The 25,932-nt window shown below is 65.9% G+C and carries 18 protein-coding genes and 2 pseudogenes; 7 read left to right on the top strand and 13 right to left on the bottom strand.

Translation table 11 applies throughout. From position 1 onward, the window contains the following. The first annotated feature begins 16 nt into the window (after window positions 1–16). The gene (locus tag ACQEVU_RS10985) at window positions 17–295 is read left to right on the top strand and encodes a hypothetical protein (protein WP_433322620.1); all 279 of its coding nucleotides are present in this window, start codon (window positions 17–19) and stop codon (window positions 293–295) included. On the opposite strand, the gene ACQEVU_RS10980 is transcribed toward ACQEVU_RS10985, so the two are convergent. Further along, on the bottom strand, window positions 254–859 hold the full coding sequence (locus ACQEVU_RS10980) for a hypothetical protein (protein WP_433322619.1): 606 nt from the start codon (window positions 857–859) through the stop codon (window positions 254–256). The genes ACQEVU_RS10985 and ACQEVU_RS10980 overlap by 42 nt on opposite strands. Window positions 860–861: 2 nt before the next feature. After that, window positions 862–1,200: a PadR family transcriptional regulator gene (locus tag ACQEVU_RS10975; protein ID WP_433322618.1), complete on the bottom strand. Its 339-nt coding sequence runs from the start codon at window positions 1,198–1,200 to the stop codon at window positions 862–864. A 539-nt stretch (window positions 1,201–1,739) separates the two neighbouring features. Between ACQEVU_RS10975 and ACQEVU_RS10970 the strand changes: the two genes are divergently transcribed. From ACQEVU_RS10970 to ACQEVU_RS10955, 4 genes are all read left to right on the top strand, one after another. Continuing rightward, window positions 1,740–1,898 carry a hypothetical protein gene (locus ACQEVU_RS10970; RefSeq protein ID WP_433322617.1) on the top strand — a complete coding sequence of 53 codons (159 nt, stop codon included), beginning with the start codon at window positions 1,740–1,742 and terminating at the stop codon, window positions 1,896–1,898. 890 nt (window positions 1,899–2,788) lie between these two features. Then, on the top strand, window positions 2,789–2,983 hold the full coding sequence (locus tag ACQEVU_RS10965; RefSeq protein WP_433322616.1) for a hypothetical protein: 195 nt from the start codon (window positions 2,789–2,791) through the stop codon (window positions 2,981–2,983). A gap of 172 nt (window positions 2,984–3,155) precedes the next feature. After that, complete coding sequence (locus ACQEVU_RS10960; protein ID WP_433322615.1) at window positions 3,156–3,410, top strand: hypothetical protein; 255 nt, start codon at window positions 3,156–3,158, stop codon at window positions 3,408–3,410. Beyond that, on the top strand, window positions 3,407–3,742 hold the full coding sequence (locus tag ACQEVU_RS10955) for a hypothetical protein (protein ID WP_433335368.1): 336 nt from the start codon (window positions 3,407–3,409) through the stop codon (window positions 3,740–3,742). Before ACQEVU_RS10960 ends, ACQEVU_RS10955 begins: the two co-directional genes overlap by 4 nt. Window positions 3,743–3,796: 54 nt before the next feature. Here the strand turns inward: ACQEVU_RS10955 and ACQEVU_RS10950 are convergent. The 7 genes and pseudogenes from ACQEVU_RS10950 to ACQEVU_RS10920 form a co-directional block, all read right to left on the bottom strand. Continuing rightward, window positions 3,797–4,075 (bottom strand): annotated as a pseudogene (locus ACQEVU_RS10950) (hypothetical protein); the annotation flags it as partial. Between the two features lie 416 nt (window positions 4,076–4,491). Further along, window positions 4,492–5,547, bottom strand: a complete 1,056-nt coding sequence (locus ACQEVU_RS10945; protein WP_433322614.1) for a hypothetical protein — start codon at window positions 5,545–5,547, stop codon at window positions 4,492–4,494. 13 nt (window positions 5,548–5,560) lie between these two features. Then, complete coding sequence (locus tag ACQEVU_RS10940) at window positions 5,561–5,965, bottom strand: hypothetical protein (protein ID WP_433322613.1); 405 nt, start codon at window positions 5,963–5,965, stop codon at window positions 5,561–5,563. A 52-nt stretch (window positions 5,966–6,017) separates the two neighbouring features. Continuing rightward, the gene (locus ACQEVU_RS10935) at window positions 6,018–6,824 is read right to left on the bottom strand and encodes a hypothetical protein (protein ID WP_433322612.1); all 807 of its coding nucleotides are present in this window, start codon (window positions 6,822–6,824) and stop codon (window positions 6,018–6,020) included. Continuing rightward, the gene (locus ACQEVU_RS10930; RefSeq protein ID WP_433322611.1) at window positions 6,817–7,368 is read right to left on the bottom strand and encodes a hypothetical protein; all 552 of its coding nucleotides are present in this window, start codon (window positions 7,366–7,368) and stop codon (window positions 6,817–6,819) included. Before ACQEVU_RS10930 ends, ACQEVU_RS10935 begins: the two co-directional genes overlap by 8 nt. Window positions 7,369–7,953: 585 nt before the next feature. Further along, window positions 7,954–8,223 carry a hypothetical protein gene (locus ACQEVU_RS10925; RefSeq protein WP_433322610.1) on the bottom strand — a complete coding sequence of 90 codons (270 nt, stop codon included), beginning with the start codon at window positions 8,221–8,223 and terminating at the stop codon, window positions 7,954–7,956. 172 nt (window positions 8,224–8,395) lie between these two features. After that, the gene (locus ACQEVU_RS10920) at window positions 8,396–8,833 is read right to left on the bottom strand and encodes a hypothetical protein (protein ID WP_433322609.1); all 438 of its coding nucleotides are present in this window, start codon (window positions 8,831–8,833) and stop codon (window positions 8,396–8,398) included. Window positions 8,834–9,080: 247 nt separating this feature from the next. Between ACQEVU_RS10920 and ACQEVU_RS10915 the strand changes: the two genes are divergently transcribed. After that, window positions 9,081–9,407 (top strand): hypothetical protein, encoded by a 327-nt coding sequence (locus tag ACQEVU_RS10915; RefSeq protein ID WP_433322608.1) that lies wholly within the window; start codon window positions 9,081–9,083, stop codon window positions 9,405–9,407. Further along, entirely contained in the window at window positions 9,404–10,447 is a 1,044-nt protein-coding gene (locus ACQEVU_RS10910) for a tyrosine-type recombinase/integrase (protein WP_433322607.1), read from the top strand. Before ACQEVU_RS10915 ends, ACQEVU_RS10910 begins: the two co-directional genes overlap by 4 nt. Before the next feature lie 466 nt (window positions 10,448–10,913). Here ACQEVU_RS10910 and ACQEVU_RS10905 read toward each other — a convergent pair. From ACQEVU_RS10905 to ACQEVU_RS10890, 4 genes and pseudogenes are all read right to left on the bottom strand, one after another. Continuing rightward, window positions 10,914–11,891: pseudogene (locus ACQEVU_RS10905) on the bottom strand (transposase); the annotation flags it as partial. 277 nt (window positions 11,892–12,168) lie between these two features. Continuing rightward, entirely contained in the window at window positions 12,169–13,485 is a 1,317-nt protein-coding gene (ltrA, locus tag ACQEVU_RS10900; RefSeq protein ID WP_433322606.1) for a group II intron reverse transcriptase/maturase, read from the bottom strand. A gap of 762 nt (window positions 13,486–14,247) precedes the next feature. After that, window positions 14,248–14,853: a hypothetical protein gene (locus ACQEVU_RS10895; protein WP_433322605.1), complete on the bottom strand. Its 606-nt coding sequence runs from the start codon at window positions 14,851–14,853 to the stop codon at window positions 14,248–14,250. Between the two features lie 20 nt (window positions 14,854–14,873). Beyond that, the gene (locus ACQEVU_RS10890) at window positions 14,874–25,769 is read right to left on the bottom strand and encodes a LamG-like jellyroll fold domain-containing protein (protein ID WP_433322604.1); all 10,896 of its coding nucleotides are present in this window, start codon (window positions 25,767–25,769) and stop codon (window positions 14,874–14,876) included. Window positions 25,770–25,932 lie beyond the last annotated feature (163 nt).

Here is a 25,932-nt window from a genome sequence, read left to right as displayed (position 1 = left end):
GGCCTGGCAGTCGGCCATGCCGACAGTCGTCGAGTGGGCGCCGGCGGCAGACCCGCGACCCCATGCGATCGTCAACCTAATCTTCGACAGCGGCGAGGTCGACATCAGCGAGCAGACGGTCAAGCTGCGCACCGAGGAGCTCGACTCGTACGCGTTCGTGTCACCTGGAGAGGCGGCACGGCTGCTGCCGGAGGTCGTCGCTCAGCGAGTACCGGCCGGGCTCGAGGCGCGCAAGACTGGCGCGCCCAGCTACCTATTCGGCGGTGTCGTGCGTCGTTCGGGTGACTGCTTCTGAACCCCACCGAATGAACCATTGGCCCAGAAGAGCGCGATCGCGAGCTGTGGGTTTTGGCATGGGCCGAGGATATTTCGAGGCAGCGCCCAGAATGTCCGGCCTACGGAACCTGCCGGAGATGTTCAAAGGCATGGCGTACGGTTGCTCTTGCTGGGCCTCGGGGATTGTCGGCCCGACCGTGGGTTTCCCAACGGAAACGGTGACCTCGATGCCGTCGGGCCTGACCTCTGCGGCCTGCTTCGGCGCACGCCTGAGCCAGCCGAGCGCCCTGGACATCTTCGGCGCCACGAGCAGCAGGCCCATCGCGAAGTCAACTCCGCGGATCAGGCGGGTGATCGGCAGGCCGTCCGTGTCGCGGACGATGGCGATGAGCTCCGGCAGCCACTCCTCGTCGTGAACTGTCTGGCGATACTCGGCCGGGAGGCGGCGTCGGGCGAGCCGGAGGATCGCGTACGGGAGTCGCTCGAGACGGGTTTCCATCTCTTTCGCGATCATGTTTTTGAGCGTCTCGTAGACGACCCAGGTGAGCAGCAGCGCGCTTGCGCCGCACAGCCAGCCGGTCAAGCTCACGCGACACCGCCGGCCGGGCGCGGCTGGACTGGCAGGCCCGTGTAGCCGATGGCCTGGTGGAGTTCGGCGAGCGCCTGCCGGGCATGGACGGCGCCGTCGGTGGTGAGGACGTAGTACCGGCGGGCAGGCCTGCCGGCGTCGGCCTCGTCGACGATCTCGCGGTGTCCTTCGATCCATTCGGCGGCTTCGAGCCGGGCGAGGATCGGGTACAGCGCCCCGGACTTGAGCCCGGAGGCCTTCATGAGCGCGTAGCCGTAGTGGTCGCCAGCGGGGTCTTCGAGGAGGGCTCGGAGGACGCGGGCGACGTTGGTGGTGATCTGAAACGGTGGAGCCATGTGCCCATCATACACATGTCAGCCTCTTACATAGGGTCGGAAGTGGCCCCAAGAGCTTCAACGGTGACGACGGACGCATAGCCGAGACCGGGGCCGCGCCGAGGCCGTGGACCGCCGTACGATCGGGCTCTATCGATCTGCAGTGGATCGAGGACTTTCTGTGACCTCGGGAGAACGATGACCGACGACAACGCCTGGACGCCGGCCGGCCACGGCCCAGACGAGCGCCGCCGCCGGCGCATGGCCCCACCCGGTGTCCACATCCCGGGGGAAGCTCAGTCGGTATCAACCGGATGTAGCTGTCACCCACAGCTCTCAGTCTTCCCTGTGCCGCGGACCGGGGCGCGCTGGGTACTCCTGCTATGTACGGTCATAGGCAGATCCGAGCACCCTCACCTGCTGTGCAGCGTCATCGGTGGGGAGGCACGGAGCGTGACCGCAGTAGGTGCGGCCGGTGCGCTGCGTTGCGTCAGCGGTATGTCCGGACCCACAGGCTGCACCTGACCTGGTTGACTGATCAAACGACGAGGCGCTGGTTCGTGTTCGGCGGTGGGCTGGCCACCGCCGGGGTTGCCCTGGCCGCCACCACTTTTTTTGTTTCTGTATCTGCGTTCACCTTCGGCCTGATCTTCGGGTTTGCGCTCGCAGCTGGGGGCGGCCTGATCATCGGTAAAGCACTGAAAGCAAACACTCGTTAGCCGACAGGACAAGCGCGATCCGTAGACTCGCAACGCCATGCCTAGGTGCACGATCGCTGGCCGCTCAGGCGCAGGCCGGCCACGCCGCTGGTCACTGGTCGTGATCGCTTCGGGCGGCGGACGCGCGCGGTCGGCGGCTACTTCCGCGCGGGACCGTGGAGATCGGGGCTACGCGCCGTCGAATCCGCGACAGGTGCCGGACTCGCCCACTGCCTGGCGGCGTGAGGGCACGGAATTCGATATCCTTGCGGCTACTCTCTGGTCCGACCAGGACCCGCCCGCCGTGTCCGTGCTGCGACGGGACGCTCTGCGGATTGAAGAAGCGCTGACCGACGGCCAAATCGGCGCGCTGTGGCTTGCGGGAACTGAGGGGCCCGCGCCCGCGCGCCACGCGCATCCAGGTAGAGCGTGGATGCATGCTATTGCGGAGCATTGTGACGGATGGCTCGCCCAAGGAAGCCATGATTTTTCAATGCCCTTGCGGCATGACCTTGAAACGAAGCTCAAAGACGAAGTGCTTTAAGAGATTGTCCGATTAGAAGCGCGATTCGGCGCGTACGAGCCGCCTTGGACTCTTGGATCATGGGACCAAGTTGGAGCGCTTGGCATTGATCTCGTGTGCGGAGAAGGGCGCGCCGGGTCTGGCATTCCGGATGCTTCTTCGAGTGGTTTGCTGTAACGTGATTGAGATTGGGCGCGAGGAATACGCGAGTTTCGTCGATCTCGGGAAGGGGTTTAGATACGGCGAGTTCCTTGTCGAGTGCGTCGAACCTCTTGTGGGTTAGCCATGACGGTGCACCTGACTGCACGAGGCGGTGGCTGTCGGCACGATGACGGAGCGGATCGCGATGGACTCGCCGGAAACCGGTTGACGTTGCCCTGCGGGTTCGATGTCGTCCTCGCCGCTGTCCCCGAGCCCGTTGCCGATGCGCTGGGCGCTGATCTTCCTGGCCGCTACGGTCATCGCGCTGCTCGTCGGCGCGCTCACGTTCGTGCAGACGGCGAGCTGGCCGGCGACCCTTTTGGCCGCGCTCGGCTCGGCTGGGGCGGCGATCCGGATGCTGCACCAGGTGCTGGGCAAGTAGCTGTCCCGACAACGCTCACCTCAGGTATAGGACCAGGCTATGGATGACGACCGCATCGATGCCGCCCCAAGCGGGTCCGCTGGAGCCGGCGCCGTCGGCCCCGAGGCCGACGGTTTAGAGGCTGACGAGCCGCCATTCGATCCGGTACTCGAATTAGCTCACCATCGACAAGGTGATGCAGGGCGGAGCCGACGGCGAAACGTTCCGCGACGGACGGGTCGTGATCTACGTCCCCGCGTTCGACGACGACGTGACCCTCGCCAAGACGCTGATCCACGAGCTCTACCACATCGACCAGCTCAAACGGGGCATCCCGTTCCCCGGACCGCGTGAGAACACCGGGCCATGGGAACGACCCGCCGAGGAGTGGGAGGAACAATGGTGGCGCAACCACCCGCTGAACCCGCTCAACCAAGAGGGACCATGATGACCACCCAATACACCCCGGCACCGTACAGCGAGTGGCGCGACGTACTGAACCACCTCATCGCTCACCCCACGGACGCACCGAACGTGACCTGCCCCACGTGCGGCAACAACACGATCCACATCGTATTTCCCGGTAACCCCGAAACCCGCGTCGGCATCGCGGCGGTATGGTGCAGCACCTCGCAGGACGGCGTCATCTCTGGACGACTACGGGTCCCGTCGGCGCAGGAGATGACGCCGTGGGACGAGTTCAACGACCAGACCACGCCGTTCACGATCATCCCACCGGAGTACATCCCGTCCGACGACTACGAAGAAAAGCAATTCTGATCGCGGATTCGCCCGATGCACGAGCACGTCGAGGCCGAGCGGCTCCTGCAGCCGGACGACGTGCTGGACTTCGACGCGCCTCTGATCCACATAGCCCTCCCGGTCGAGAGCGCCGGCGCGCCGGTCCGGGCACGCCTTACGCACCTCGGCGGTGTGCGGGAACGAGCTGATGTTGGCACTGGCGCCGGCAGGTCGGCGGCGTCGTCGCGGATCGCCTGACAGAGCAGCGCGAGCCCGTCGCCCTTGGGCCGGCCAACGTCCGACCGGTGCCACTCCAGTGGCACCAGCCGCGCCGGCGGTGACCCGGGATGGCAAGACGGTGTACTTCCTCATCGCCGCCGCGGCAGGAGGCAAGGTCGGCCGAGACATCGAGATCGGGTCCGGTCCGTGGCTGGCCAGCTGGACGGCCGGGGAGCCACAGCCATCCATCGGAACGAAATCATCGGGGCCTACGCGCTGGCGCTCTCCCCTGGACGACAAGACAGCGGCCCTAGCCGTCGACGGACCCCGTGGCCCTCGCCTGCGTCGACCTTTGAGGCGACTCGCTTGGTGTCCCCCGTGGCCAGCGTCATGGTGAGCAGCAGTAGTCGCCGGATGGCGGCAGGAGGCTGCCGACTCCGAGCCGCTCCAGCACCGGTCGCAGCGTAACCGCACCTTCGTTGAAGCACCGCAACCGCCACGGTCGGCGTCCATCCATGGAGCCATGGTTCGCCGACGGAGCTTCACCGTCAACGCGTTCCACGGACCTGCTAGCGGTCGTAGAACAGTTGACCACCAGTGATGTCCAGGTCGGCAGCCGTTCCGGTCTTGAGGCGATCGTCGGTAAATGGCGAGCTGAGCAGGATGACGTTCATGGAGCTGTCGACCTCTTGGCTGAAGGTGCGAAGGCTGGTCGCCAGCTCGCGTTGCTTGTCATCTACAGCCGTGATAAGGCTTGCCATGGCGCTCTGCATCGACTGGATGACATCGGGAACTGTGCCACCGCCGAGCGGCTGCTCGACCGTGTAGGGCCCACCCGTCGACAGAATTGATCCGACGCCCTGAATACCAGCACCAGCGGTTGCGACGGTAGCGGCGAAGAGCTCTTCAGCTATGGGTGCAGCAGCGATAGCGATCGCGGCGATCGCTCCGACGACGGTGAACACCATGGCAGCCCCGCCTCGCGTTGGGCAGTGGAAGTGATCCAGCGAGTCGAGCACTTTGATCGTGGTTTCGCCGAGCGTCCACACGTCGGTCAGCATGCGCCGCTTGATCTCTAGCTCCGCCTGGAGCGTCAGGGCCAGAACAACCGCGAGCTGACGCTGACACAACGTCGAACGGTCGTACTGCTTGAGGTAGAAGGTGAACGAGTCCGCCGCCGAACCGGTCCAGTGCTGCATGCGAACCTGCACCGCGTCGGTATACGCACCGAGCGGATACTTCAGCGTGTCGTTGCCAACGGCGACTGGGTCGTACAGTTTGTTGCTCTCTACCTTCAGTTCCAACGACGGCTGGAGCGTAGCGGCGACACGGAACAGCCCGTCAACCATCGGCTGGCAGGTATCCGGGTCCGGCACCGCGAACTGGGTAAACAAGGCCGGAATCCCGGCGAACTCGTCGGAGACGAACGCGCGCAACCGCCCGTCGTCGTCGGCGCGACCCAGCGGGCTGTACTCCGGCTGCCCCTGGCTGGCCTGGTTATTGGCTTGCTGCTGGGCTTGCAGGTATTGCTCAGCGTGGGTCAGCGTGACGCGGATGGCAGTGTTGCGAACCTGCTCACCGAGCGTCTGCAAGTCGCCCGAGGTGCGGTACACGTAGTCGCCCACGATCGTCAGCCCCTCACGCCGTCTTGATCGGTGCGGGCGGCCCGGGCACCGGCACTTCGCCGTCGAGATGTAGCTGCGCAGGCGTGCCGCCTGCCCATACACTGTTGAGCTCCTGGGCTGCCGCTCCGTCGGTTTCCGCGTAGAGGTCCGCAATGCGCAGGATGGTGTGGCCGGCCTCGTCGAGAACGGTGGACGTGTTGCCCAGAGCGTTCTGCAGCACGTTGCGCAGCTCCGTCCAGACCGGGCCGGCCTGGTCGCTCGCGACGGCGGGTTGAGCGAACGCAACGGCATCGTCTGCGGAGTCAACAACGAGGTTGTTCAGCGATGCGTAGACGTACGCCATCAGCGGCAGGTCCACGGTTCCGATCATCCGCAGCTGTGACAGATCTACCGCAAGATCGTGGCCCTTCAACGACATGATCGACCTCCCCCGGTTCGGCCGCGCCGCCCGACCGCGGGCGCGGCATCGCTCACGCTGCGGCGGCGCATGCCGCAGCCTCTACCTTCTGACCGATGACGTACTGGCCCTGTTCGACGTAGATCTCCGTCTTGGACACGTCGGCGCTTGCCGGGAAGGGCACGCTGAGCGACACCGATGGGCTCTTGATTGGCTCGGTGGTGCCGTAGACGATGTGATTCGCGTTGTCCCGGGCGATGATGTGGGCCGTGGGCTGGCACATCGGCTTGTTCGGCGGGTCGGTCACGACCTCGAACTTCATTGCCACGTAGCCGCCGGCGTCGGGTTGGCCGTAGCTGACGTTCCGCGTGGTCACGGACTTCGGCCAGCCCGCGAAGACGCTCGCCGGCACAAGACTGTTGCGCGGTATCTCGAAGGACAGCGATGCCACAGTGTCCGGGCCGTCTAGCACATGGATGAGGCCGCCGATCCCGAGCCGCTGCTTGGGCAGGAGGACCGGCACGTTAGCGAGGCCGCGCTGAGGCTGGCCGACCGAAGCTCCCGACGCTGTCTGCGGCTGCACCGTCACCAAGTTCTGAACCGATGCCTGGTCGCACGGGTTTTCGACGATGAAGCCGTACCAGAAGTCGGCGCCCTTTCTGGCGAAGCCTGACTCAAGGACGCGCGGCAAACACGCCGGCCCAGTTGCCGCCGCACTTGGGGATGGAGTCGTGGTCTGGGGTGCAGCGTGGGGACCAGTGGTGCAGGCTGCCACCATGGCGATCGTCAGGCCGAGAGTCAGGCTGCCGCCCATGGTCCGCAGCCGGCGACGCAACGATTCTTGCAATGACATGGCCGGGTTCGTCTTCCGATCAGGCATTCTGCGCGTCTCGCAGCGCGTCAGCCCGAAACCAACCCGGTAGGCCCAAGCCAAGGACCTCGTCCGTGAGCAGCGTGAGCCGGGCACGGTAGTCGGACAGCAGAGCGCTCACTGCGGCCCGCAACGCGGCCACGAACTGGGCTTCGCTGAACGTCCGTAGCGCGTCGATGTCGACGTCGAACTCCCAGCTGACGAGTGCACGGCTCTGCACTCTGACCTCGCCCCGATCCGAGGCGCCACGGGCAACGAGCTCCTCGAGCCGTTCCCAGTAGATGCGCTCCTCCTGGCGCTCGAAGCCGTGGTCATGGAGCCCGCCGAGGTGCTCCTCAAGTGTGTACAGATACTCACGGCGATACTTCGTCCACAGCAAGGTGGCGAGGCGAGCGAGCTGCTGCGACAGCCCGTGCGCGTTGTAGCGCTCGTACGCGCCGGCCGCGAACCAGATCTGGAAGTAGTCATCAGCGCGGACCTCTGCCTTGATGCCGCCATCCGGCGATGACGCCGTAATCGCGACCTGGGCGAGTCGGTCCATAAAGCGCTTCATAGATGACAATTGTTGCAGACGTTCCGCCATTGCACTGTCCCATGTCCAAATTGGGGTCCAATGACGTGTTTTGCATTGTGACTGGAACGAGCCACTATGTGGCCACTGGGCCACTCGGGCACAAGTTTGCTGACGTTCAGGTTCGCCATCGGCGGCATTCGGGGGTGGGCTGGGAGTGTGTGGCTGCGAGCTCTGACCGGGCCGCCTGCCAGACGATTGGCAATAGTGACAAGTCTGTCCATTCTGGACCGCCAGGACGAAGCGTCTGGAACGATGCAAGACAAGCAAGACGACAAACATCAGGCAAGGCGCGTACTGCGCCAAAGATGGGCACTATTGTGGGCTAAGCCTTGCTGAAGCAATAACGTGAGCATCCCTCGGATCATCCGGCGGAATCGCAGGGCGCAGATAGTTTGCAGTCAACAAGATTCGGCTCCGGTTAACGACGCTCTACTGCTGTAAGTCTGCCTCGGGTCTACGGATCATCCCAAACGGGAGTGTCTCGTTGGAGGAACGCCAGTGACTCGGTTGACCTCGTCGAGCTGTGCCCCGAGGTGCTCGACCGACGCATTGCCGCCGTGGGAGTCAGTTCAGGAAGTCGAGTCTGTTGCCGTCGACGTCGTAGGTGACGACGTTGCCGGGCGGCCAGATCGAGACACCGCCGTCCCAGTTGACAATCCGGACCTCGTTCTCGGCGCTGGCGTCCTCGACCACAGCGGTTATGGACTGGCCGCCGGCCAGGTCGTAGGTCATACCGGTCGGCTCGAACATCACCGTGAGCGGCGCGTCATGGTCGGCCTCGACCTTGATGACGAGACCGCTGAGCGACGTTACGGGCTTGGGTTCCCGAGACATGCCCTCAACTTACCCACCGCGACCTGGCCGACCGAGCGCGATCCAGAAGGTGGCAGAGGGTGAGAGTCTGAACTCGCTGGGCCTGTGATCGAGCACCAGGTGCGGCAAATGCGGGAACCAGGATGATCGCCAGTTCGAGGTTGACCGTCGTTTCCCGCGATCTGTACCGGGTTCAGGTGTGCTGCCATGGCGCGACATCCGGGCCGTCGTCGGGACCGCGAATCACCTGGCACGCTTGGCCGATCTTCTCGTCACGAACGAGCCCGTCGATCGCCTCGATCATGGCGGTGATGCCCGGCCCGGGGACGATGATCAGGTCCGTCGACCAGAAGTAGTTGCCGCCGGCCGCTTCGCCGGTTTGCGCACGGCGGCGTAGCACCGTGTCGATCGCATCGAGGGTCATGAGGATCACGTAGATGTCTTGGTCCTGAAGTTGTTCAAGGTCGAGTCCGTGGTCCGGGAAGCGTGCGACGAACCGCTCGTGCTCAATGCTCTGAGCCGTCCGCGCCAACTGGCCAACTAGATTCCGCATTGAATTCATGCAAAGGTTCCGGCATGCCTCCCTCTCCACGACGCCCACGTGCGGCGCGATCAGCCGGGGCTGCACCATACCGCGACGATGCCGCGCAACGGAACCGTTCACCACAATGCTGGGTAGCGTCGGCACAACCGCGGCAGCCGCCCGCTCGGCGGAGGAATTCAATATGCACCCCACGTTGAAATGGGGCGCGTTTCCGTACCACACAACCTGCAGCGAGCCGCAGCACACCGAGCAGGACCTCCCAGCGAAGCGACCGCCGGGACTGCCGTTGGGTCGATTTCTCGAGCTAGATCGACCAACCGGAAATTGCTCTGTCGTGACAACCATCGACATCAACGGCCGGCTCGCGGATCGGTCCCCACTGCAGGCACTGTCCTGGTCGGCAGGCCTGTCCGTCTCGTTCACGTTGATCCCCCCGCTCCTCGCGATCGCTCCGGACGCGACCGGCCGGGAACGCATCACCAGCCAGGGCCATCTTCGGCTCTCGAGTTCGATTCGGCGTGTCCTCCAGATCGCCAGCGGCGACAGGCTCTACATGACAGCTGCACGCGGCGGCGGTCAGCTCACCATCTGTCCGGTTTGGATTGTCGATGAGTTCGTCGAACAACTCGGTCACGGGCACATCCGGAAGTGGGCGTCATGACAGATCATCCGCAGATCCCGGCAGCCCTCGACCTCGAGACCGTTCGTGTCGTACTCCAGCGGCTCGGCATCACTGCCGAGACGCTGGGCCATCCCATGCGAGAGCGGGACGTGCCTACTTTCGCCGATTACATCGACCGTGTGTCGGAGGCTGTTTCTGCTGGCACACGGCGCGCCTACACGAGCTACTGGAGGCGGATACGAGACGCCTGGGGCGAGCGAAGACTGGACGAGCCAACACCCTTGGAGATCAAACACCTCGCCGAACAGGTCAAGGACAATGCCGTTGTCAGAAGCAATTCCCGCGGCGGCCGTACGGCGGCAGAGCACACAATTGCAGCGCTGCGATGCCTCTACAGCCACGCAACCGCCGACGGGTACGTCGACGAGAGCAACAACCCTTCGATCCGGGTACCCAAACCTCGACGGCTTGCGAGCACACGCCGCGCGCTGGCGGATAGTCAGCTTGTCCAGATCATCGAGACGGCCGGCATTACAGGCAACGACCCTCACCTCGACTCACTCCTGCTGCGTCTCCATACAGAAACGGCGTGCCGTCGAGGCGGAGCCCTCGCACTCCGCCCAGTCGACCTCGACCGAGCGCAATGTCTGATCCGCCTTCGTGAGAAGGGCGAAACAGTTCGTTGGCAACCTGTCTCGCCTACTCTCATGCAGCATCTCGTCCGGCACCACCAAGACCGAGACACCAGCGGCGACCGGCGCGGACCCCTGCTCCGTTACCTCAACGGACAACCGATAACGACCCGCCGCTACGACTATCTGTGGCAACGGCTCGGCGCGCACCTGCCGTGGGTGGCGGCGCAGCAAATCAGCACGCACTGGATTCGGCACACTACGCTTACCTGGGTCGAGCGCCGTTTCGGCTACGCGGTCGCGCGCGCCTTCGCCGGCCACAACGGCCGGTCGGACGCCGGCACGACATCCACGTATGTCCGAGCCCACCTCGACGAGGTCGCTGAAGCACTCGCAGCATTGACCGGCGAGCCGCATCCGCTTACGCGACGTACATCGCAGACCTGACGTCGCCAGGTTGCCGCTACCTGCCCGTGCGGGGAGAACTACTGGCCGAGGCCGCGGAGGTCCAAGCTTCTGGCACGACACCGGGTGGTCTAGCGAAGCCTTGAACACGCTTGAGTCGCGGCACTGCGGCACGTCGTGACGCGCCGGAGCAGTGCAACGACGCCGCACCAGCGGGGGATCATCGGCACCAAGCCGACCACGATCGCGAGGTTCGCGCCTGTAACGCTGGCAAGGTGCCAAGGAGTGTCAGGGGGTGCCACGACCTGTGGCGGAGGTTCGCCCGTCGAGGCGCTCAACCGGGGTCCGGCAGTCGGCCGCGAACCCCGAGGTTTTGTCCGGCACACTCGGGTCCGCAGAACGCGCCGCTATACATCACTGGCCGTCGCTGACACCAGACCGGGCGGCCGCGGGGCGCGCGTTCCGTAGCAACCTCATCGCGGCTACTTGCGCGGCTGGTCAAGCCGTGTAGTCCAGGATCGGCACCCTCGATCGGCCGGTCAAGCCTCGTCAGGGGTTGGACGTAGGCAGTCCCATTGCGGGTCGAAGCAGACCAGCCCGCGGTCGGCGGCCATTCGAGCGGCGGCGGCGGAAACCTCGGCTCTCCGCCGCCGGGGTCTGCGCTGCCCGTCCATGGCTTCGGTCGGGATACCAAGAGCTCCTGGATAGAGCCGACGGAGAACCGGGTGTCGATGCCGTGTTCGCGCTGGCTGCGGATGTGGGTCAGGACTCCTTGTGTGCAGCCGGCGGAGTCTGACCGGATGAGGATCGGGGTGCCGTGCCGCAGGTGGTCGGGGATCTGTTGCAGCGCCCGGTCGAGGACGGTGATGTGATCGGCGGTGGTGTTCGATCCGGCGCGGCCTTCGCGCGACATGCCGGACAGTGCCTCCCGGGTGCCGTCCAGGAAGCAGAGCAGGGGATGGAACCCGAAGGTCTTCTTCCAGGTCCGGGTCGCGGACTCCTTGTCCGAGTGGCAGATCACGATCGTGGCGTCCACGTCCAGGACGAGGCCGGGCACCGGCTGTCCCGCCGCGGTGGAGGTCGGCAGCCCGGCCGCGGTCTCCGACGCCTGCGCCCAGGCCATTTCCCGCGCCCGGGCACGGGCGTCGCGCAACCGTCCCAGCGCCGCATCATCCACATTGGACAGGACTCGCCATGCGGTCGGGTCCGACGCCACCGCACCGAACAGGCCGGGTTCGTTGCGGAGCACCGCAAGATCGGAGATCGTCGCACCGCCGTCAGCGAGGAGGACCGCGAGGTCGACGGCGACGCGGCCCGGGTCGTGACCGGACTCCCGTACCCGCAACCCTGCGAGGGCTTCGCTGAACACTGCGGTCAGACCGGTGGCATCGGCCAGATCGGCGAGGAGTCTGGCGCCAGCATGCCCAACGACACCCCGACCGTCGGCACTGACCACAAGCCTCGGACGTGAACGGGTAACCTTCACCTGGAGAGTGCCCCCTACGGCGGGATGGATAAGGCCCTAGACAAGTCCTATCTTCCCAGATCAGAGGGCACTTTCGCGTCCCCGGCCGCCGCCCCCTCTCAGCGCCTTAACGTAGGGTCGGGAGCTGGCGCGGTGGCCCGGGTTGGCGGTAGGTCCGACAGCCTTCTCGTTCCAGTGGTTTCCCGTCCGGTTGTCCCACTGCCGTAACCATGACCAGGGTGCTCCGTTTCCAGCTCCCGCCGCATCGAACCGTGCATGCGGTTCTCCCGCACACGGCTCACCGACGCCGTTCACCGCCGGCATTCGGCTTGTCCCGCCGCCACGGTTTGAATGGCCGTGGCGCGACGACGGTCCCCAGGCCGACCAGGCCCAACTCGTTGTCCGACTGGAACGACAGCACCTGCCAGCCGAACTCCCGGCTGCGCTTGTGCCGTTTGGCGATCACCAACGCCAGCCGCAGCTTCGCGTAGTACCTGATCTTCTCGAAATGGCGGGCCGAGTTGCCGTACTTGAAGAACCCGGCCCAGCCGCGCAGGAACATGTTGATGTCCTGCACGATCCACTCCGTCGACAGCAACAGCCGCGACCGGTCCGTCAACTGCCGGATCCGGTCACGGGCATGCTGCATAGCCTTGCTCGCGGGCCAGCGGGCCAGAAAAGTGACCTGCTTGCCACCCGTGCGGGCCCAGGCGCGCACCAGCCGGTGATGGAAACCGAGGAAATCCACGCCTTCCCCACCGACCTCAAGGTGCACGATCCTGGTCTTGGCCTCCTTCGGCTCCAAACCGAGGTCGGCCAACAGCTCCCGAAGCCGCTGCAACGCGGCCTCGGCCTGCGCCCGAGAGGCGCACATCACCAGCAGATCGTCAGCGAACCGGACCAGCACCCCATGCGCCCGCGCATCCCACGCCCGATCGAGTCGGTGCAGGTAGACGTTACAGAGCAACGGTGAAATGACACCGCCTTGGGGGCTTCCGGTGACCGGCCGCCGGACCTGGCCGTCCTCCATCACCCCGGCGCGCAGCATCGCCCGCAAGAGCTTCAAGACCGCCTGGTCACAGACCCGTTCCTGGACTGCTTGCATCAACTCGTCGTGCGGAATCGCCGAGAAGCAGTTGGCGATGTCCGTCTCGACCACCCACCGCCGACCCCGCCAGGACTCGTCAACGAGCACCTGCAGGGCATCGTGCACCGAGCGTTTCGGGCGGAACCCGAAACTGCACGGCAGCATGTCGGCTTCGAAGACCGGCTCGAGCACGATCTTCACCGCTGCCTGCACGATACGGTCACGAACCGCGGGAATCGACAACGGCCGCTGCTCGGTCGTTCCCGGCTTCGGGATAAACACCCGACGAGCCGGTAACGGCCGATAACCGCCGTGCCGCAGTTCCGCGGCCAGTTCGTCGAGCAGCCGGGCCACCCCGTACTCCTCGACCTGATCCAGGGTGATCTTGTCGATGCCCGGCGCGCCGTTGTTGCGGCGCACCGCGACCCACGCCCGCCACAAAACGTCCCTGCGGAAGACCTTGTCTCGCAGCGCATGGAACCGACGCCCGGGATCGGCCTTGGCCGCCCGGTAGAGCGCATGCTGCAAAGCTCGAACCGGGTCCAACACGAACCCCAACGCGGCGGGACTAGCCGAAACGGCACTCACCGGGCACCCCTTCACCAGCACTACGCATCGACGAAGTAGCGGCCCTTCCCATCACCGGCGGTTGTGTTGTCCGCCCGGCTCAATCGGTACTACGACCGCCTCCGACTCCCTCCCGGCACGAAATCCACTTCCCGGCGTGAACCGGTTATAGGACCCGACACTCCAGTGCGCATCCGCAGCACACCGGGCCGGGGAGGGTCTCCCCAGTTCCCGCCGCCACCATCTGAACGTTCCGCGCCCAGTACGCCGGGGAGTTCTTCGCGGCTGCAATCCAGGAGCTACACCGCTTCCATGGCCTTCACCCTGACATCGGGGGCTCGGCTCTCCCTCTGCCCCACCCTCAACAAGTGAGACCTCTAACGACGCCGCAGGCTTCGCGTCATGCTACGGACCGCTCAGTCGCTCCCCCATCAGGGCTTTTGACGCTGGGCTTCGACCCGACCCGTTTCCAGACCGAGCCGCCAGCCTGCTACCGGGCCTCCTGGCAGCTACCCGGACCGGACTTGCACCGGCAGGCGACGACGAGCTTACGACTGCAGCTGAGCTACACACTCACCTCCAGGTTCGCTGGGCGCACGAAGGCGCGAGGCTAGAAGCAGTGTGGTCGCCCGGTCATGCCTGTCCGGACTCGCGCGAAGCGCGGAAGAGGGCCGGCGGTGCGCTACTCTCGCGCGGGAGTCGGCCTCTTCCAAGGCCACCGCCTCAGATCATTCCCCGTGATTGCAACAACACAAGGTTGCCTCGAAGCGCATCCGATCCCTGCACCGTCAACGCCCGCAAATCTTCCAGCGCCTGGTCCGCAGGGCGCGAAAGCCGAGACAACACCGCGATCTGCCGCTCGAGCTCGGCCCGTTCCAGCGGAGTGATGTCTGGACGGTGCGCTGGGGGGAGCAGCGCCGGATCGTTGATCAAGGAGTCCAAGTGCTGATGGATGTCCACCGCCAAATCGGCAGCAGACCGAACACGCTGGATCATTTCCGAGTCCTCATCCTGTCCGAGAAGCACCACGCCGCCCGCTAGTGACAGCAACTCCTCGCGGTCGGGAAGATCGTCGCCATCTTCATCTTCGGGTATGTACCGGTGGACGGCGTCCAGGATGTCGCCCATGACGGACATGAAGCGGTCCTGATCACCGCGAGCGGCCGACTGCCACAGCGCCTCCGCGCTGATAGTAGCGGCTGGCTCGAACGTGTCATCGAGGACCTGCGGGACGGTCAACGCCAGCATCACGACATCCGCGAGGAACAGCAGGAGCGCCGGGTGCTCGAGGTTCGTCAGGTGAGCAGCACGCCGCTCGTAGATTTCCACTTGAGCCTTTCTGGTAATGGCTATTCGTTCCAGAACAGTCGCCAAGGCGAATGATCGTTCGGCTTGGATGTTCGGAAATTCTGGCCACCGACGATTGCCCGCTTGGCCAACTCTGGCAGACACCTGAGCTTACATATGTTGACATTGGAAGCGCCCTCCACGATCTCCCATTGTGATCCAAGATGATCGAGGATGTCCTCCTCCGCGTGGGTGTTCTCGGTGCGAAGGCGCGGCTTGAATACCTCGCCTGGCTTCAGTCCGCCGTTTTTCCAGGCTCCTGGCTGGTACCGCTTGCTCGTGGCGACCCAGGTCTCTTCCGCAAATGTGCCGTCGGCGGAAGCGATGGTACTACGCACCCGGACAACGGCTGTCGTTCCCTGGTACAAGCGAAGTTGCTTCGCCCGGTCGAGTAGCGTCCGGGCTCCACACTCGGAGCCGCCGACATTGTGGACGAGCACACGGCGGCCGCCGGCAACGACATAGTACGTGTGCACCACGCCGACCGTGAGGTCGTCCATCTCCGCCGCGCCGACCGTGTTGCTGACCGACTCGACCCGCACCGACTCGCCGTCGTCCGTCCGCAGCGCGTCGCCGGGTGGCAGGTCCTGCGCATAAACCCAGGTCTCTTGCGTGTCATCCCAGAACGGGTGGTGCCACGTAGTTTGCAGCGTGGCCTCACTGTCGTCGTCGAGCTTGACGGTGAGCTTGGTGAGGTCGGTGTCGTGGTTACGGTGGAGAACCTCGACGTCCTCCGCGGTGCTGGCGCCAGTTTCCGGGTCGGTCGCCATCACCTTGTCACCGACGGCCACCTGGTCAATCCGCTTCGTAGTGCCGTCGGCAAGCAGGACCAGCGTGTCCGGGGCGAAGCTGTGCGCTGGGCAGGCGCCGCCGCCCCGCTCCTTCCGCCCGCCATCAGAGTCGCTGGACTCTTCGCGGTTGCCGCCCGACTCCTCGGACTCGCGGCGCTGGCGGCCACTGGAGCCCTCACCGCCCTCGCGGGCGTGCTTCGGCGCGTTGATGTCCTTCGGGCCGCCTCCGCCGCGGCCGCCGAACATTTTGTTCATGGCGCCGGCGCCCGCGGCCTTGAACGGTTTGGTCAGGAACTTTGTGGCGCCGCCGGTGAACTTGCTGACGCCTGCGCTCAGGGCGCCGTCCAGGCCGCCTTCGATCATGGTGTCGGCGAGGCCCGACCAGGAGAATTCGGCGTCACCTCTGGCTACGTCGACCATGTAGCCGGCGCCGGCCTGCATCGCGCCGGCGATCGCCCCCGCCACGATCAGGCAGCCAACACCCGTGGCGCACAGGGCGCCGACCGCGACCGTGGCGGCGAGGCCGACCGCGGCGGTGATGACGAACTTCCACGGGTCCTGCTTGATCGCCTCAACAGTGTTCTTGATGGTGTCCGAGACGTGTTTGACCGCGGCCTTCACCGTGTCTTTGACGCATTTGGACACGCCGCCCTGCAGGCATTGTTTGGCCTGGTTGTACTTGTCCTTGACGTCGTTGACCTTCTTCTTGACCCAGTTCGACGTCGAGTTGTAGACGACCTTGGCGGCCTTCTTGGCCTTGTCGGCCACCCAGTTGCCGACGTCCTTGGCGACGTTCCACGCTTGTTCGACCTTCGTCGAGACGTAGTGGTAGGTGTCCTGGATCGCCTGGACCGGGTTGGTGACGACGTTGACGACCGTGCTGCCGACGCTCTTGACCTTGTCCCACCAGGAGTGGCCCGACGGGTCAACGTTCGTGAGGGGGTTGTTGCCGGCGTACTGGTAGCGGTTCGCGGCGATCGAGTCCGGGATCGGGCTGTTCGCCCTCGTGTCGCGGGTGTCGAACTGGCCGGTGTCGGTGTTGTACCAGCGGGCCAGCATGTTGACCCGGCCCGTGCCCGCGTCGGTGTACTCCGACTGGTAGCCGAGGCTCCCGGCCAGCGAGCTGGTCGCCAGGACCTTGCCCAGGGGGTCGTAGCTGGCCGAGCCAGCCAGGCTCGTCCCGGTCGCCTTGAACTCCCCGACGACGTCGTCGTGCTGGTCGGTCCACGCGTAGAAGGAGTGGGCGCCGTCACCGGCCCCGATGGCGATCAGGTCACCGGCCGGGCCGCGTGTGTACGTGGCGGTGCTGTCCTGGGCCAGGGTGTTGCCCAGACCGCTGTACTTGAACCCGGGCCGCACCGCCCGCCCCGCCGCGTCGTACTGGTTCGTGCTCGTCCCGCCCGCGCCCTGCTGCGTGATGACCTGGCCGAACGCGTCGGCGGTGGTGGCGTACACCCCGGGGGTGCCGCCGGTCAGGGCCAGCGTCCCCCGTGGTGTGTAGCTGTAGGTGGTGCCGTCGGAGGAGGACTGCAACTGGTTGCGCTGGTCGTAGGTGAACGTCTTGGAGCCGTTGCGGGTGCGGTTGCCGGAGTCGTCGTACTCGTAGTTGGTGACCGTCGAACCCGACGTCCACGACGTGAGTCGGTTGGCCAGGTCGTATGTGTAGGTGTTGATCGACGCGCCTGCGAACCCGGTCGTTGTCTTCGACGTCTCGTTGCTGTCCTCGTCGTAGCCGTACGCGATGTTGCCCAGGATCGTCGACCCGTTCGTCTGCTTGATCTGGTCGTTGGTGATCCGGTGCAGGTCGTCGTAGGTGAACGTCCGGGTCTGGTTGTTGATGCCGTAGACGATCGTCGACGGCAGCGACATGCTGTTGTAGTTGACGGTCAGGTCGACGTTCGTCCACCCGTTCGACAGCGTCTTGAAGCGGCCCGCGGCGTCGTAGGTAAATGTCGTCGTCCCGGCCGCGTCCTGCCGCGTGGCGACCTGCCCGTCGTGTGTGTACGTGTAGGTGGTGCTGTCGTTCGGGCCGGAAATGCTCAGCGGTAGGCCGCGGTCGTCGTACGTGATCGTGTTCGTGCCGCCCGGCACTGACAGCGAGGTCAGCCGGCCGGCGTCGTCGTACCCGAACGACCGCGACACCGTCGCCGCGTCCGCGCCGGAACCCGTCTGGCCGGTGAGCCGGTTGAGGTCGTCGTAGTCGTAGTCGGTCCGTACCCCGCCCGGCTGCAGCTGCGCCGTCATCCGGCCGGCCGCATCGTACACCGCCGTGAATGTGCGGTCCGTGGCGTTCGGGTAGGCGATCGTGGCCGGCTCGATCTGCGACTCGGGCAGGCCCCACGTGTTGTAGGTGTTCCAGAACGCGTTGCTGCGCCCGTCGGTGAAGCGCGTCTGGTGGCCGGCGGCGTCGTAGCCGTAGGACGTGTGGATCGCTGTCGTCGCGGTCACCGGCTCGGATACGTCGGTGACCTGGTTGAGCGCGTTGTAGGTCAGCGTCGTGGTGATGCCGCGCGGGTCCGTCGACGTGGCTAGGTTGCCGTTGTTGTCGTACGTCGCGCTCTGCGTCGTCAGCGCGACGTTCGAGGCGTTGCGTTCGGCCTTCTGCGTCACGCGACCAGCGCCGTCGTAGATCATCGAGGTGCGGGTGTTGTCCGGCCGGAGCACCTGGACCGCCTGGCCGAGCCCGTCGTACGTCGTCGTCGTGACGTTGCCCGCGCCGTCTTTGGTGGTGACGGGCTCGCCGACGTTGTTGTACGTGGATTCCGCGGTGACGCCGTCGGGCGAGGTGACCTTCTGCAGCCACGGGCCGTTGGCGGCCGTGTTGCCATAGGTGCCGGTGCCGTAGTCATAGTTGGTGACGTACGGCTGGGCGACCCCGGCCACGCGCACCCACTGTGTGCTGGTCAGCTTCCGGCCGAGGTAGTCGTAGGTCGCAGAGGCCTTCGCCCCGGTCGGGTCGACCGTCTCCAGCAGGTTGCCGGTCTTGTCGTACGTCGCCGTCGACACCTTGCCGGCCGGGTCGGTCGTCTTGGTGAGGTTGCCGAGGGTGTCGTACTTGTACGACGTCGTCTTGCCCCGCGGGTCCGTCGTCGTCGTGACCCGGCCTAGCTTGTCGAACCCGGTGACGGTGCTGGCATCGGCGATCGTGGCGCCGCCGGCGCCCGGTTGGGTGTACGACGGCAGGATGGTCTTCCACGGACGGCCGGCCGCGTCCATCCGCATGGTCGTCACGTTGCCGAGCGGGTCCTGGACCTCGACGGTCTCGCCGAAGGTGTTGTACCCGCGTTTGCTGGTCGGGCGGATCGAGACCGCGGTCTGGCCGTATGCCTCCACCGACACCGACGGCGCCAGCGTCGTGGTCAGGTTCCCGTCCTCGTCGTAGACGTAGGAGGTGGTGTTGCCGTTCGGGTCCTTCACATCGGTCGTCAGACCACGCTGGTCGACCGTATAGGTGGTGGTCGACACGGTCGCCGCGAGCGGCTTCTGGTTGGTGCGCCCGTTGCCGTTGTCCCACAGCGAGGCGACCTCGGCGTCGGTGAACGCCCGCTGGTACACCTGCACGTTGTCGATCGACCCGGTGAACTGATTGTGGCTGCCGTCGGCGTTGTCCTCGCCGCCGATGCTCAGCGACCCGTTCGCGGCCCACGGCGTCGGGTTGGTGCCGTCGGTACCGCGGACGTTGTTGACGTAGATCGACATCCGCTTCGTGTTCGCGTCGAACACGCCGACCAGGTTCGCCCAGGTGTTCGGGGTCAGCGCGTTCGACGAGGTCGCATACGCGTACGACGTCGGCAGGCTCGCGTCGTTGCTCGGCGAGATGAACGTCCACTTGTTGAAACCCGCGTGGTACTGCAGGTAGAACGCGCCGACGTGGGCGTTGCCCTGCCCGACGACGGTCTGGTGCCCGGAGAACGACGGCACCTTGACCCACGCTGAGACGGTGTACGACTGGGTGGTGTTCAGGACCGGCCCGTCGGTCTTGAAGGATCCGGCGTTGTTGCTGAAGGTGGCGAAACCACCGCTGATCGAGTTGCCGGAGAAGACATCGCCGATCGCGTGTCGCTGGCTGCCGGAGGAGTCTGCGGCGACAACCGGGGAGAAGTCGTTGGGGTTAGCCGGAGCGTTCTCGTCGAGCTTCCACCAGCCGGCCGGCGTGGCGGTCGTGAACGGCGAGGTTGTGGTCGACGTCAACCGGCCCGCCGGGTCGTAGGTGTTGCGAATGTCGCGCAGCGTTTGGCCGTCAGCCACGTTGCGGACGTTGATCACGTGCGAGTCGGCGTCGTAGACGTAGTTGGTGGTGCGGCCGCCGTTGGTCGCGCCCGAGGTGTAGGTCGTCGTTGACTGCACTCGGCCGTCGTTGTCGACGAGCTGATCGATGCTCGTGGCGCCGTTGTTCTGCGTTGAGTGCTTGATGTTGCCGGCGAAGTCGTACTGGTTCTCTTGTAGGACGGTGGTCTTCGTGCCGTCGGTGCGGCTGACCTTCTTGACCTTGCCGTCGTCGTAGTACTCGTACTTCGTCGTCCAGCCCATCGCATCCGTGGTGGATGCGAGGTCACCGTTGGGGAGATAGACGTTGTACGTCTCCTGGACCGCCGTGCCGTCCCTGCCGGTCAGCGTGCTGGTGAGCAGCCTGCCCTCGGCGTCGAAGGTCTGGTCCAGGGTCTGCAGCCGGTCCCCGGCCGGGCACGGGGTGCCGGGCGCCGGGCTGCTGTCGCAGTTGACCCGCTGGTTCTGCCGGCCGTAGGCGTCGTAGCCGTACACCATGACAGCGCCGGTCGGGTCGGTGCTCTTCACCAGCTGCCCGTAGGCGTTGTAGTCGCTCGTCACGACCCGGGAGACATCGCCGCCGGTGACGTCGCTCGCCGTGCGCGACAACAGGTTGCCGTCGGCGTCCTGCACGTCGGTCGTGCGCGCCTGATGCTGCGCACCGGTGATCGCGTCCGTGACCGTCGGCTCGGTCGTCTCGACCATCGACTCCTGGTCGTACCGGTACGACGTCACCAGCCCGTTGACGTAGCCCGGAGCGTTGACCTTCTGCTGCGTGACACGCCCGATGCCGTCATACGTGTACTCCGTAACGAGGCCAGCCGCGTCGGTCACCCGCACCGCGTCGCCGTTCGCGTTGTACTCCGTCTTCTGCACCGCACCGCCCGGCGAGGTCACGGTGAACGGCAGGCCCGGCGGGGTCGTCCCGCCGCCGACCGCGGCGGTGGTCGCGGTCGTGTACGTCAGGTTGGTGACGCGCCCGTTCGGGAAGCCGGGCACCCTCGGCGAGGTGACGCTGGTGCGGTTGCCGGCCGGCCCGTCGTAGGTGAACGTCGTAATGGCATCGGTGCCCAGGTCGAGCGAACCCGCCCCCGCGTCGATCTTGACAAGCTGATCATTGCGTCCGTCTGGCGTCAGCACCGCGGTCGTATCGTCCGGCCAGTACGCGTACACCGTGTCCTGACACGGCAACACTGAGTCGAGGTTGTTGCATGTCGTGGTGCGCACGGTGTTGCCGCGGATGTCCTTGGCCGTCTCGGTCTTCTGCCCGAGCGGGTCGTAGACGTCGGAGACGTAGCCGCCGACGTCGTAACCGTAGGTGGTGGTATTGCCAAGAGTGTCGGTAGAGCTCACCAGACGGCTGCCGTTGAGCAGGTCAAAGGTGCGCTTGGAGACCTTGCCGCCCGGGTCGGTGACCGACACCGTGCTGACCGGGGTCAGCTTCGGCGCGGCGCCGGCATCCGACGCGAGCGCTCCGGTCGCCGACTTGTAGTGCGAGTCCACCTGGGCGGCGTTCAGCCCGTGCTCGAAGAACGCGAATTCTGCGATGTTTCCCTTGAAGTAGCTCACATCGCTGGTCGAACTCGGCCAGCCTTTCGTCGCCCCGGCGCCGATGTAGCTGTAAGGAATGAACAGCGGGACCATCCACGCGCCGGACTTCTTCCCGACGAGCTTGTTGTCCAGGTAGAGGTCTTGCTCGTTGGCGCCGTTGGTGCCGCCGTCCGGTCCGTCGGCGGAGAGCACGACGTGGTGCCAGTTGCCGTCGTTGACCTTGACCGTGGAGGTGATCGGCGCGAGTCCGCCGTCCCAGAATTGCCCACGGAGGAAACCGTCACCGCCGACGTACAAGGCCGGCACGTGGTCGGTTGTGCCCGCGTTCGGCGCCTCGACCGGGACGGCCTGATAGCTGTACAGCACGCTGCTGGACGCATAGTTGGCCGGCAGCTTGAACCACATTTCGATGGCGTTCGGCCCGTATGACGGGGTCGGTGCGGCCGACTGATCATATTGCAGGTAGGAGCTGGTGCCGTTGAAGATGGCGCCGTACGTGTCGGTGAACGGACTCGTGCCGGCCTGCCCGGTGTCGTAGACGACGTTGTTGTACGCCGCGTTCCACACGCTGCGGACCTGGCTGTAGGCGCGCGTCGGCAGGCTCGTGTCGTTCAGCCGGAAGTACTCCCGCGGCCGCGCACCCAGCACGCTCGAGACGTAGCCCTGGCTGGAGCCCGAGACCACGGGCGCGCCGACCTGCCAGATACCGCCGGCCTCATCAGTCACGGTCTTGACCCGGCCGTTGACGGTGTCATACGTCACCTGGGCGCGCACGCGGCCGGCGTTGCTCTTCACCAGGCTCATCGCCGGCGTCGGGTTCTTGCCCATGGTGTACAGCGCCTTGACCAACTCGTCGGTCAGCGGCTTGTTGTAGAACGCCGCATCAGCCATCGAGCCGTTGAAGAAGGTTGCCGTCGCGGTCGCGTACGTGTGGGCCGGCCAGGCGCCGCCGACGAAGCCGGCGCCGATGTACAGGTTGTTCAGGCCGGCGTTGTGCAGCACGATCGTGCCGTTGAGGGTGCCGACGAGGGCGCCGTCGAGGTACATCTTCTGCGACCCGCCGTTGCCCGACAGCGCCACGTGGTGCCACTGGTTGTCGGTCACCGTGCCGGTCGTGGTGATCGGCGTGCTGGGGTTGCCCATCCAGAACTCGCCGCGCAGCTTGCCGTCGTTGCCGATGTACAGCACCGGGTTGTAGCCGCCCGGCGTGGTCGCGCCCGGAGACACGACCCCGGTCTGCTCGGAGAACAGCACACCCAGCGGCGTGCCGGTCTTGAACCACATCGCGATCGACTGGTAGTTGCTCTCGGTCGCCAGCTTCGTCGGCACCGACACCATCGAGCTCGTGCCGTTGAACGAGGCCGTCGTGGCCGTCGACTGCGGCAGCGCCGGCGCTCCGCCGAGCGTGACGTTGCTGTAGGTGCCGTTGTCGGCGCCGTCGTTGGACAGCACCCCGCTCTGCGCCGTGGTGCCCGAGGCCTCGTTGAACCGCCAGTACGAGTACGGGCCGGTGTTGAGCACCGAGCTTGGCGCCTGGTTGACGACCTGGTAGTCGTACGTGGCGCAGTCGGTCGTCGTGCCCGGTGGGCAGACCTTCGTCAGCTTGTCGCCCGCGTAGGTGTAGGTCCAGGTGAGCGTGCTCGTGGTCACCGCCGGGTCGGTGCGGTCCGTCGTGACCGTCGCCACGTGTGCGTTGGCCGCCCCCGTGGGCGTGATCCAGGTCAGGTTCAGCTTCCGCTGGGAGGCCACCGACTGGATGACGTCGATGCGGGCGTTGGTGTCGTAGTGGTACGTCACCGACCGCGCCGACGGGTCGGTGACCTTGGTGATGCCGTAGACGCCGTTGCCCTTGTTCTGTGTGAATTCGTAGGTGGTGGAGTCCTTGTCGGTCAGCGAGTAGCCGCCGGTGATCGGCTTGAACACCGAGTACCGTCCGGGCGGTGGGGCCCAGCTGCCGTCGTTGTTCCGGCCGAAGGACACCTCCTGGCCGCCGGGGTAGCGCACCGCGGCTGTCTGCAGCGTCCCGGAGGCGTCTTTGATCTCGCGGACCTGCATGTCGGTGACCGACGACCAGCCCTGCCCGAACGAGTTGCCCGCCCGGGTGTCGAGGCTGTTGTAGTCGCGGTTGATCGCCAGCGCCGGGCCGACCGTGGCCACCTGGGCGTCGACGTCGGAGGTGGTGTAGTTGCCGACGGAGCCCTCGAAGCCCTTGCCGCCGTTCTGGGCGAGGGAGGATGTGACCAACGGTTGCGGGACTTGGGTGGAGAACGCGTACGTGACCGGGTTGCTCGGGCCGACGAGCTGCTGGTCGCTGATCCGAGCTTGGTAGAAGTACGTCTTGCCCCACTTGAGCACGCCCGCGTTCGGTGTCCAGACGCTATTGGCGGACAGGCCCGAGTCGGCGACCTGGTTGCCCTGGTCGTCGAAGACGACGAACTGGTACTGCAGAGCGTAGCCCGGCCAGTTGTCCGGGTCGTGACCGCGCGCCGAGAACTCCGGCGTCAGCGTGGTCACTGACGTGTTGTTCGCCGGGTACTGCGCGTCCATCTCCGGTCGCGTGTTGTCGGAGTAGTTCGCCTCGATCCACGGCGCACACGGGATCGAGCCGAACACAGAGTCGTTGCAGTTCAGGCCGGCGTCCTGCGACGTGAACCGCTTCCACGACAGATTGTCGCCTTCGTCGGCCCGGATCAGCAGGCCGTACTTGTTCTTGTGAACGCCCCAGTCGACCATTGCTGCCGTGTCCAGCCACGGCGCCGACCACGTCCCGTTGTTGCGGATCTGCGCCGTGTTGGTGCACGCCACCGAACTCGACGGGCTCGCCGACGCCACCAGCACACCGTCGTCGCCCGGCTGGTTGTTCCACGTCAGGCTGCTCTGCGACCAGTTGCCGGTGATCCGGTACACGTTGTAGGCGTGCCCGGTGCACTGCCCCGACGAGCCGGGGACCTGGTACGTCATGAACAGGTGCAGCCGCGCCGAGTCCAGCTTCACCCCGGACATCAGCGTCTCGAAGTCCTGGAACCGCAGAAACCCGCGAGCCTTGTTCTGCGTCGAGCCTGAGTCGTAGCGACCGGCCGCGACCGTGTCGTTGCTGCCGTGCGTCGTGCCGGCCTCGGTCGACAGCGAGTACGTGTCGCCGTTCGGGTAGACCTTCACCTGCGGGTCGAGCCGGACCGGGAACTGCCGCGCCGGGTCCCGCAACCACGCACCGTCGATCGTCATCCGCACCGCCGGCGCCCCGTTGACCGTGATCAGCTCGTAGCGCATGTCATACGACGTCGCGCCCGCACCGCTGCGGTCCGTCTTGGCGTCCTCGAGGTACCCCAGCGGCATCGTGGCGACCACCGCCCCCGCGCCGTCGGTGAACTCCACCGAACCTTCGGCGCCGATCCGCGGTGTCAGACCCTTCAGCCGCAGCGGGTACACGTACGACGTGGGCGCGTCGGCCGAACGCAGCACCAGCGTCTCCTTGGCCCCGTACGACCGCGCACCCAGCTGCAGATCAACACCGGGCAGCACCTGGCTGTACGTCGCCTGCTGCCCGTCCACGGCCGCCTTGCCCGGCGTCGCACCCGCCAGCGAGTACGCCAGCTCCGTGCCCTTCGTCGGATTGATCCGCACCAGATCGTCGTTGATCGGCGCCGCCGACGCGCTCAACACCTGCCCATCGGCGTCCAGCTTGCGGTTCACCCCGGCCGCGAAGCTCAGCTGGAACGCGTTCGCCCCCGCCTGCGGCCGCCCCTGCGCGTCCGCCCGGAGATTGTTGTCGATCGGCTGCCACGAACCGTCGCCCGTCTTGAAGTTGATCGGGTCCTGGAACACCCGCTGCGTGAACGTCCCATCGGCGTTCTGGAAGACGTCGGCGCGCTCCGAGGACTTCGCCGCGACCCGTTTGCTGGTGCGCGCGTCGAAGCCCTTCTTCGCTGGGCCGGTGCTGACATTCTCGGCCTTGGGCTGGTTCGGCTTGTACTTTGCCAGCTCGCCCTTGGCGTGCACCTTGGACTCGCTGTCCTTGGCCCGGTCCGCCGCCTGGTAGTGGCTGTTCGGGCCCTTGCCGAACAGCTGCTGCGGTCCCTTCGGGTCCTTGGCCCAGGACGCCGGCTGCCCCAGCCAGTCCCACAGCCAGGACACCGGGAAACCCTCGCCACGGCCGGTTGGCAGCACGCCGGACGGCACGCCGATGCTGAGCAGCATCGCCGCCATCACCACGACGCCGAGACGCCGTGTCAGCTGGCGCGGCCGCCGCTTGCGCATGGGCACAGCAGGCAGCACCGATCGACCGCTCACCGCAGCCTCCCCCGTGGAACCATCGATTGGGGTAGCAGTCTGCATGGTGGGCATCACGGAGCGCAAGGAATTCACAGATGAAGATAATTACAGCCGTCGAATGTCCTATTTGGAGTGATCACTGCCTCGGAGGTGCAATTTGCGGGCTACCGCAGCAGGCCGG

It is taken from the genome of Dactylosporangium sp. CA-139066, assembly GCF_050936175.1.
In the GTDB taxonomy this organism is placed as follows: domain Bacteria; phylum Actinomycetota; class Actinomycetes; order Mycobacteriales; family Micromonosporaceae; genus Dactylosporangium.
Note: the sequence above shows the minus strand (reverse complement) of the source record. Positions and strands in the feature narration are given on the sequence as shown.

Excerpts from the sequence above, each read along its gene's own strand:
- ACQEVU_RS10920 (WP_433322609.1), bottom strand. The coding sequence starts at position 8,833 with ATGGTGCAGCCCCGGCTGATCGCGCCGCACGTGGGCGTCGTGGAGAGG.
- ACQEVU_RS10935 (WP_433322612.1), bottom strand. The coding sequence starts at position 6,824 with ATGCCTGATCGGAAGACGAACCCGGCCATGTCATTGCAAGAATCGTTG.
- ACQEVU_RS10940 (WP_433322613.1), bottom strand. The coding sequence starts at position 5,965 with ATGTCGTTGAAGGGCCACGATCTTGCGGTAGATCTGTCACAGCTGCGG.
- ACQEVU_RS10975 (WP_433322618.1), bottom strand. The coding sequence starts at position 1,200 with ATGGCTCCACCGTTTCAGATCACCACCAACGTCGCCCGCGTCCTCCGA.
- ACQEVU_RS10955 (WP_433335368.1), top strand. The coding sequence starts at position 3,407 with ATGATGACCACCCAATACACCCCGGCACCGTACAGCGAGTGGCGCGAC.
- ACQEVU_RS10910 (WP_433322607.1), top strand. The coding sequence starts at position 9,404 with ATGACAGATCATCCGCAGATCCCGGCAGCCCTCGACCTCGAGACCGTT.
- ACQEVU_RS10985 (WP_433322620.1), top strand. The coding sequence starts at position 17 with ATGCCGACAGTCGTCGAGTGGGCGCCGGCGGCAGACCCGCGACCCCAT.
- ACQEVU_RS10925 (WP_433322610.1), bottom strand. The coding sequence starts at position 8,223 with ATGTCTCGGGAACCCAAGCCCGTAACGTCGCTCAGCGGTCTCGTCATC.
- ACQEVU_RS10930 (WP_433322611.1), bottom strand. The coding sequence starts at position 7,368 with ATGAAGCGCTTTATGGACCGACTCGCCCAGGTCGCGATTACGGCGTCA.
- ACQEVU_RS10965 (WP_433322616.1), top strand. The coding sequence starts at position 2,789 with ATGTCGTCCTCGCCGCTGTCCCCGAGCCCGTTGCCGATGCGCTGGGCG.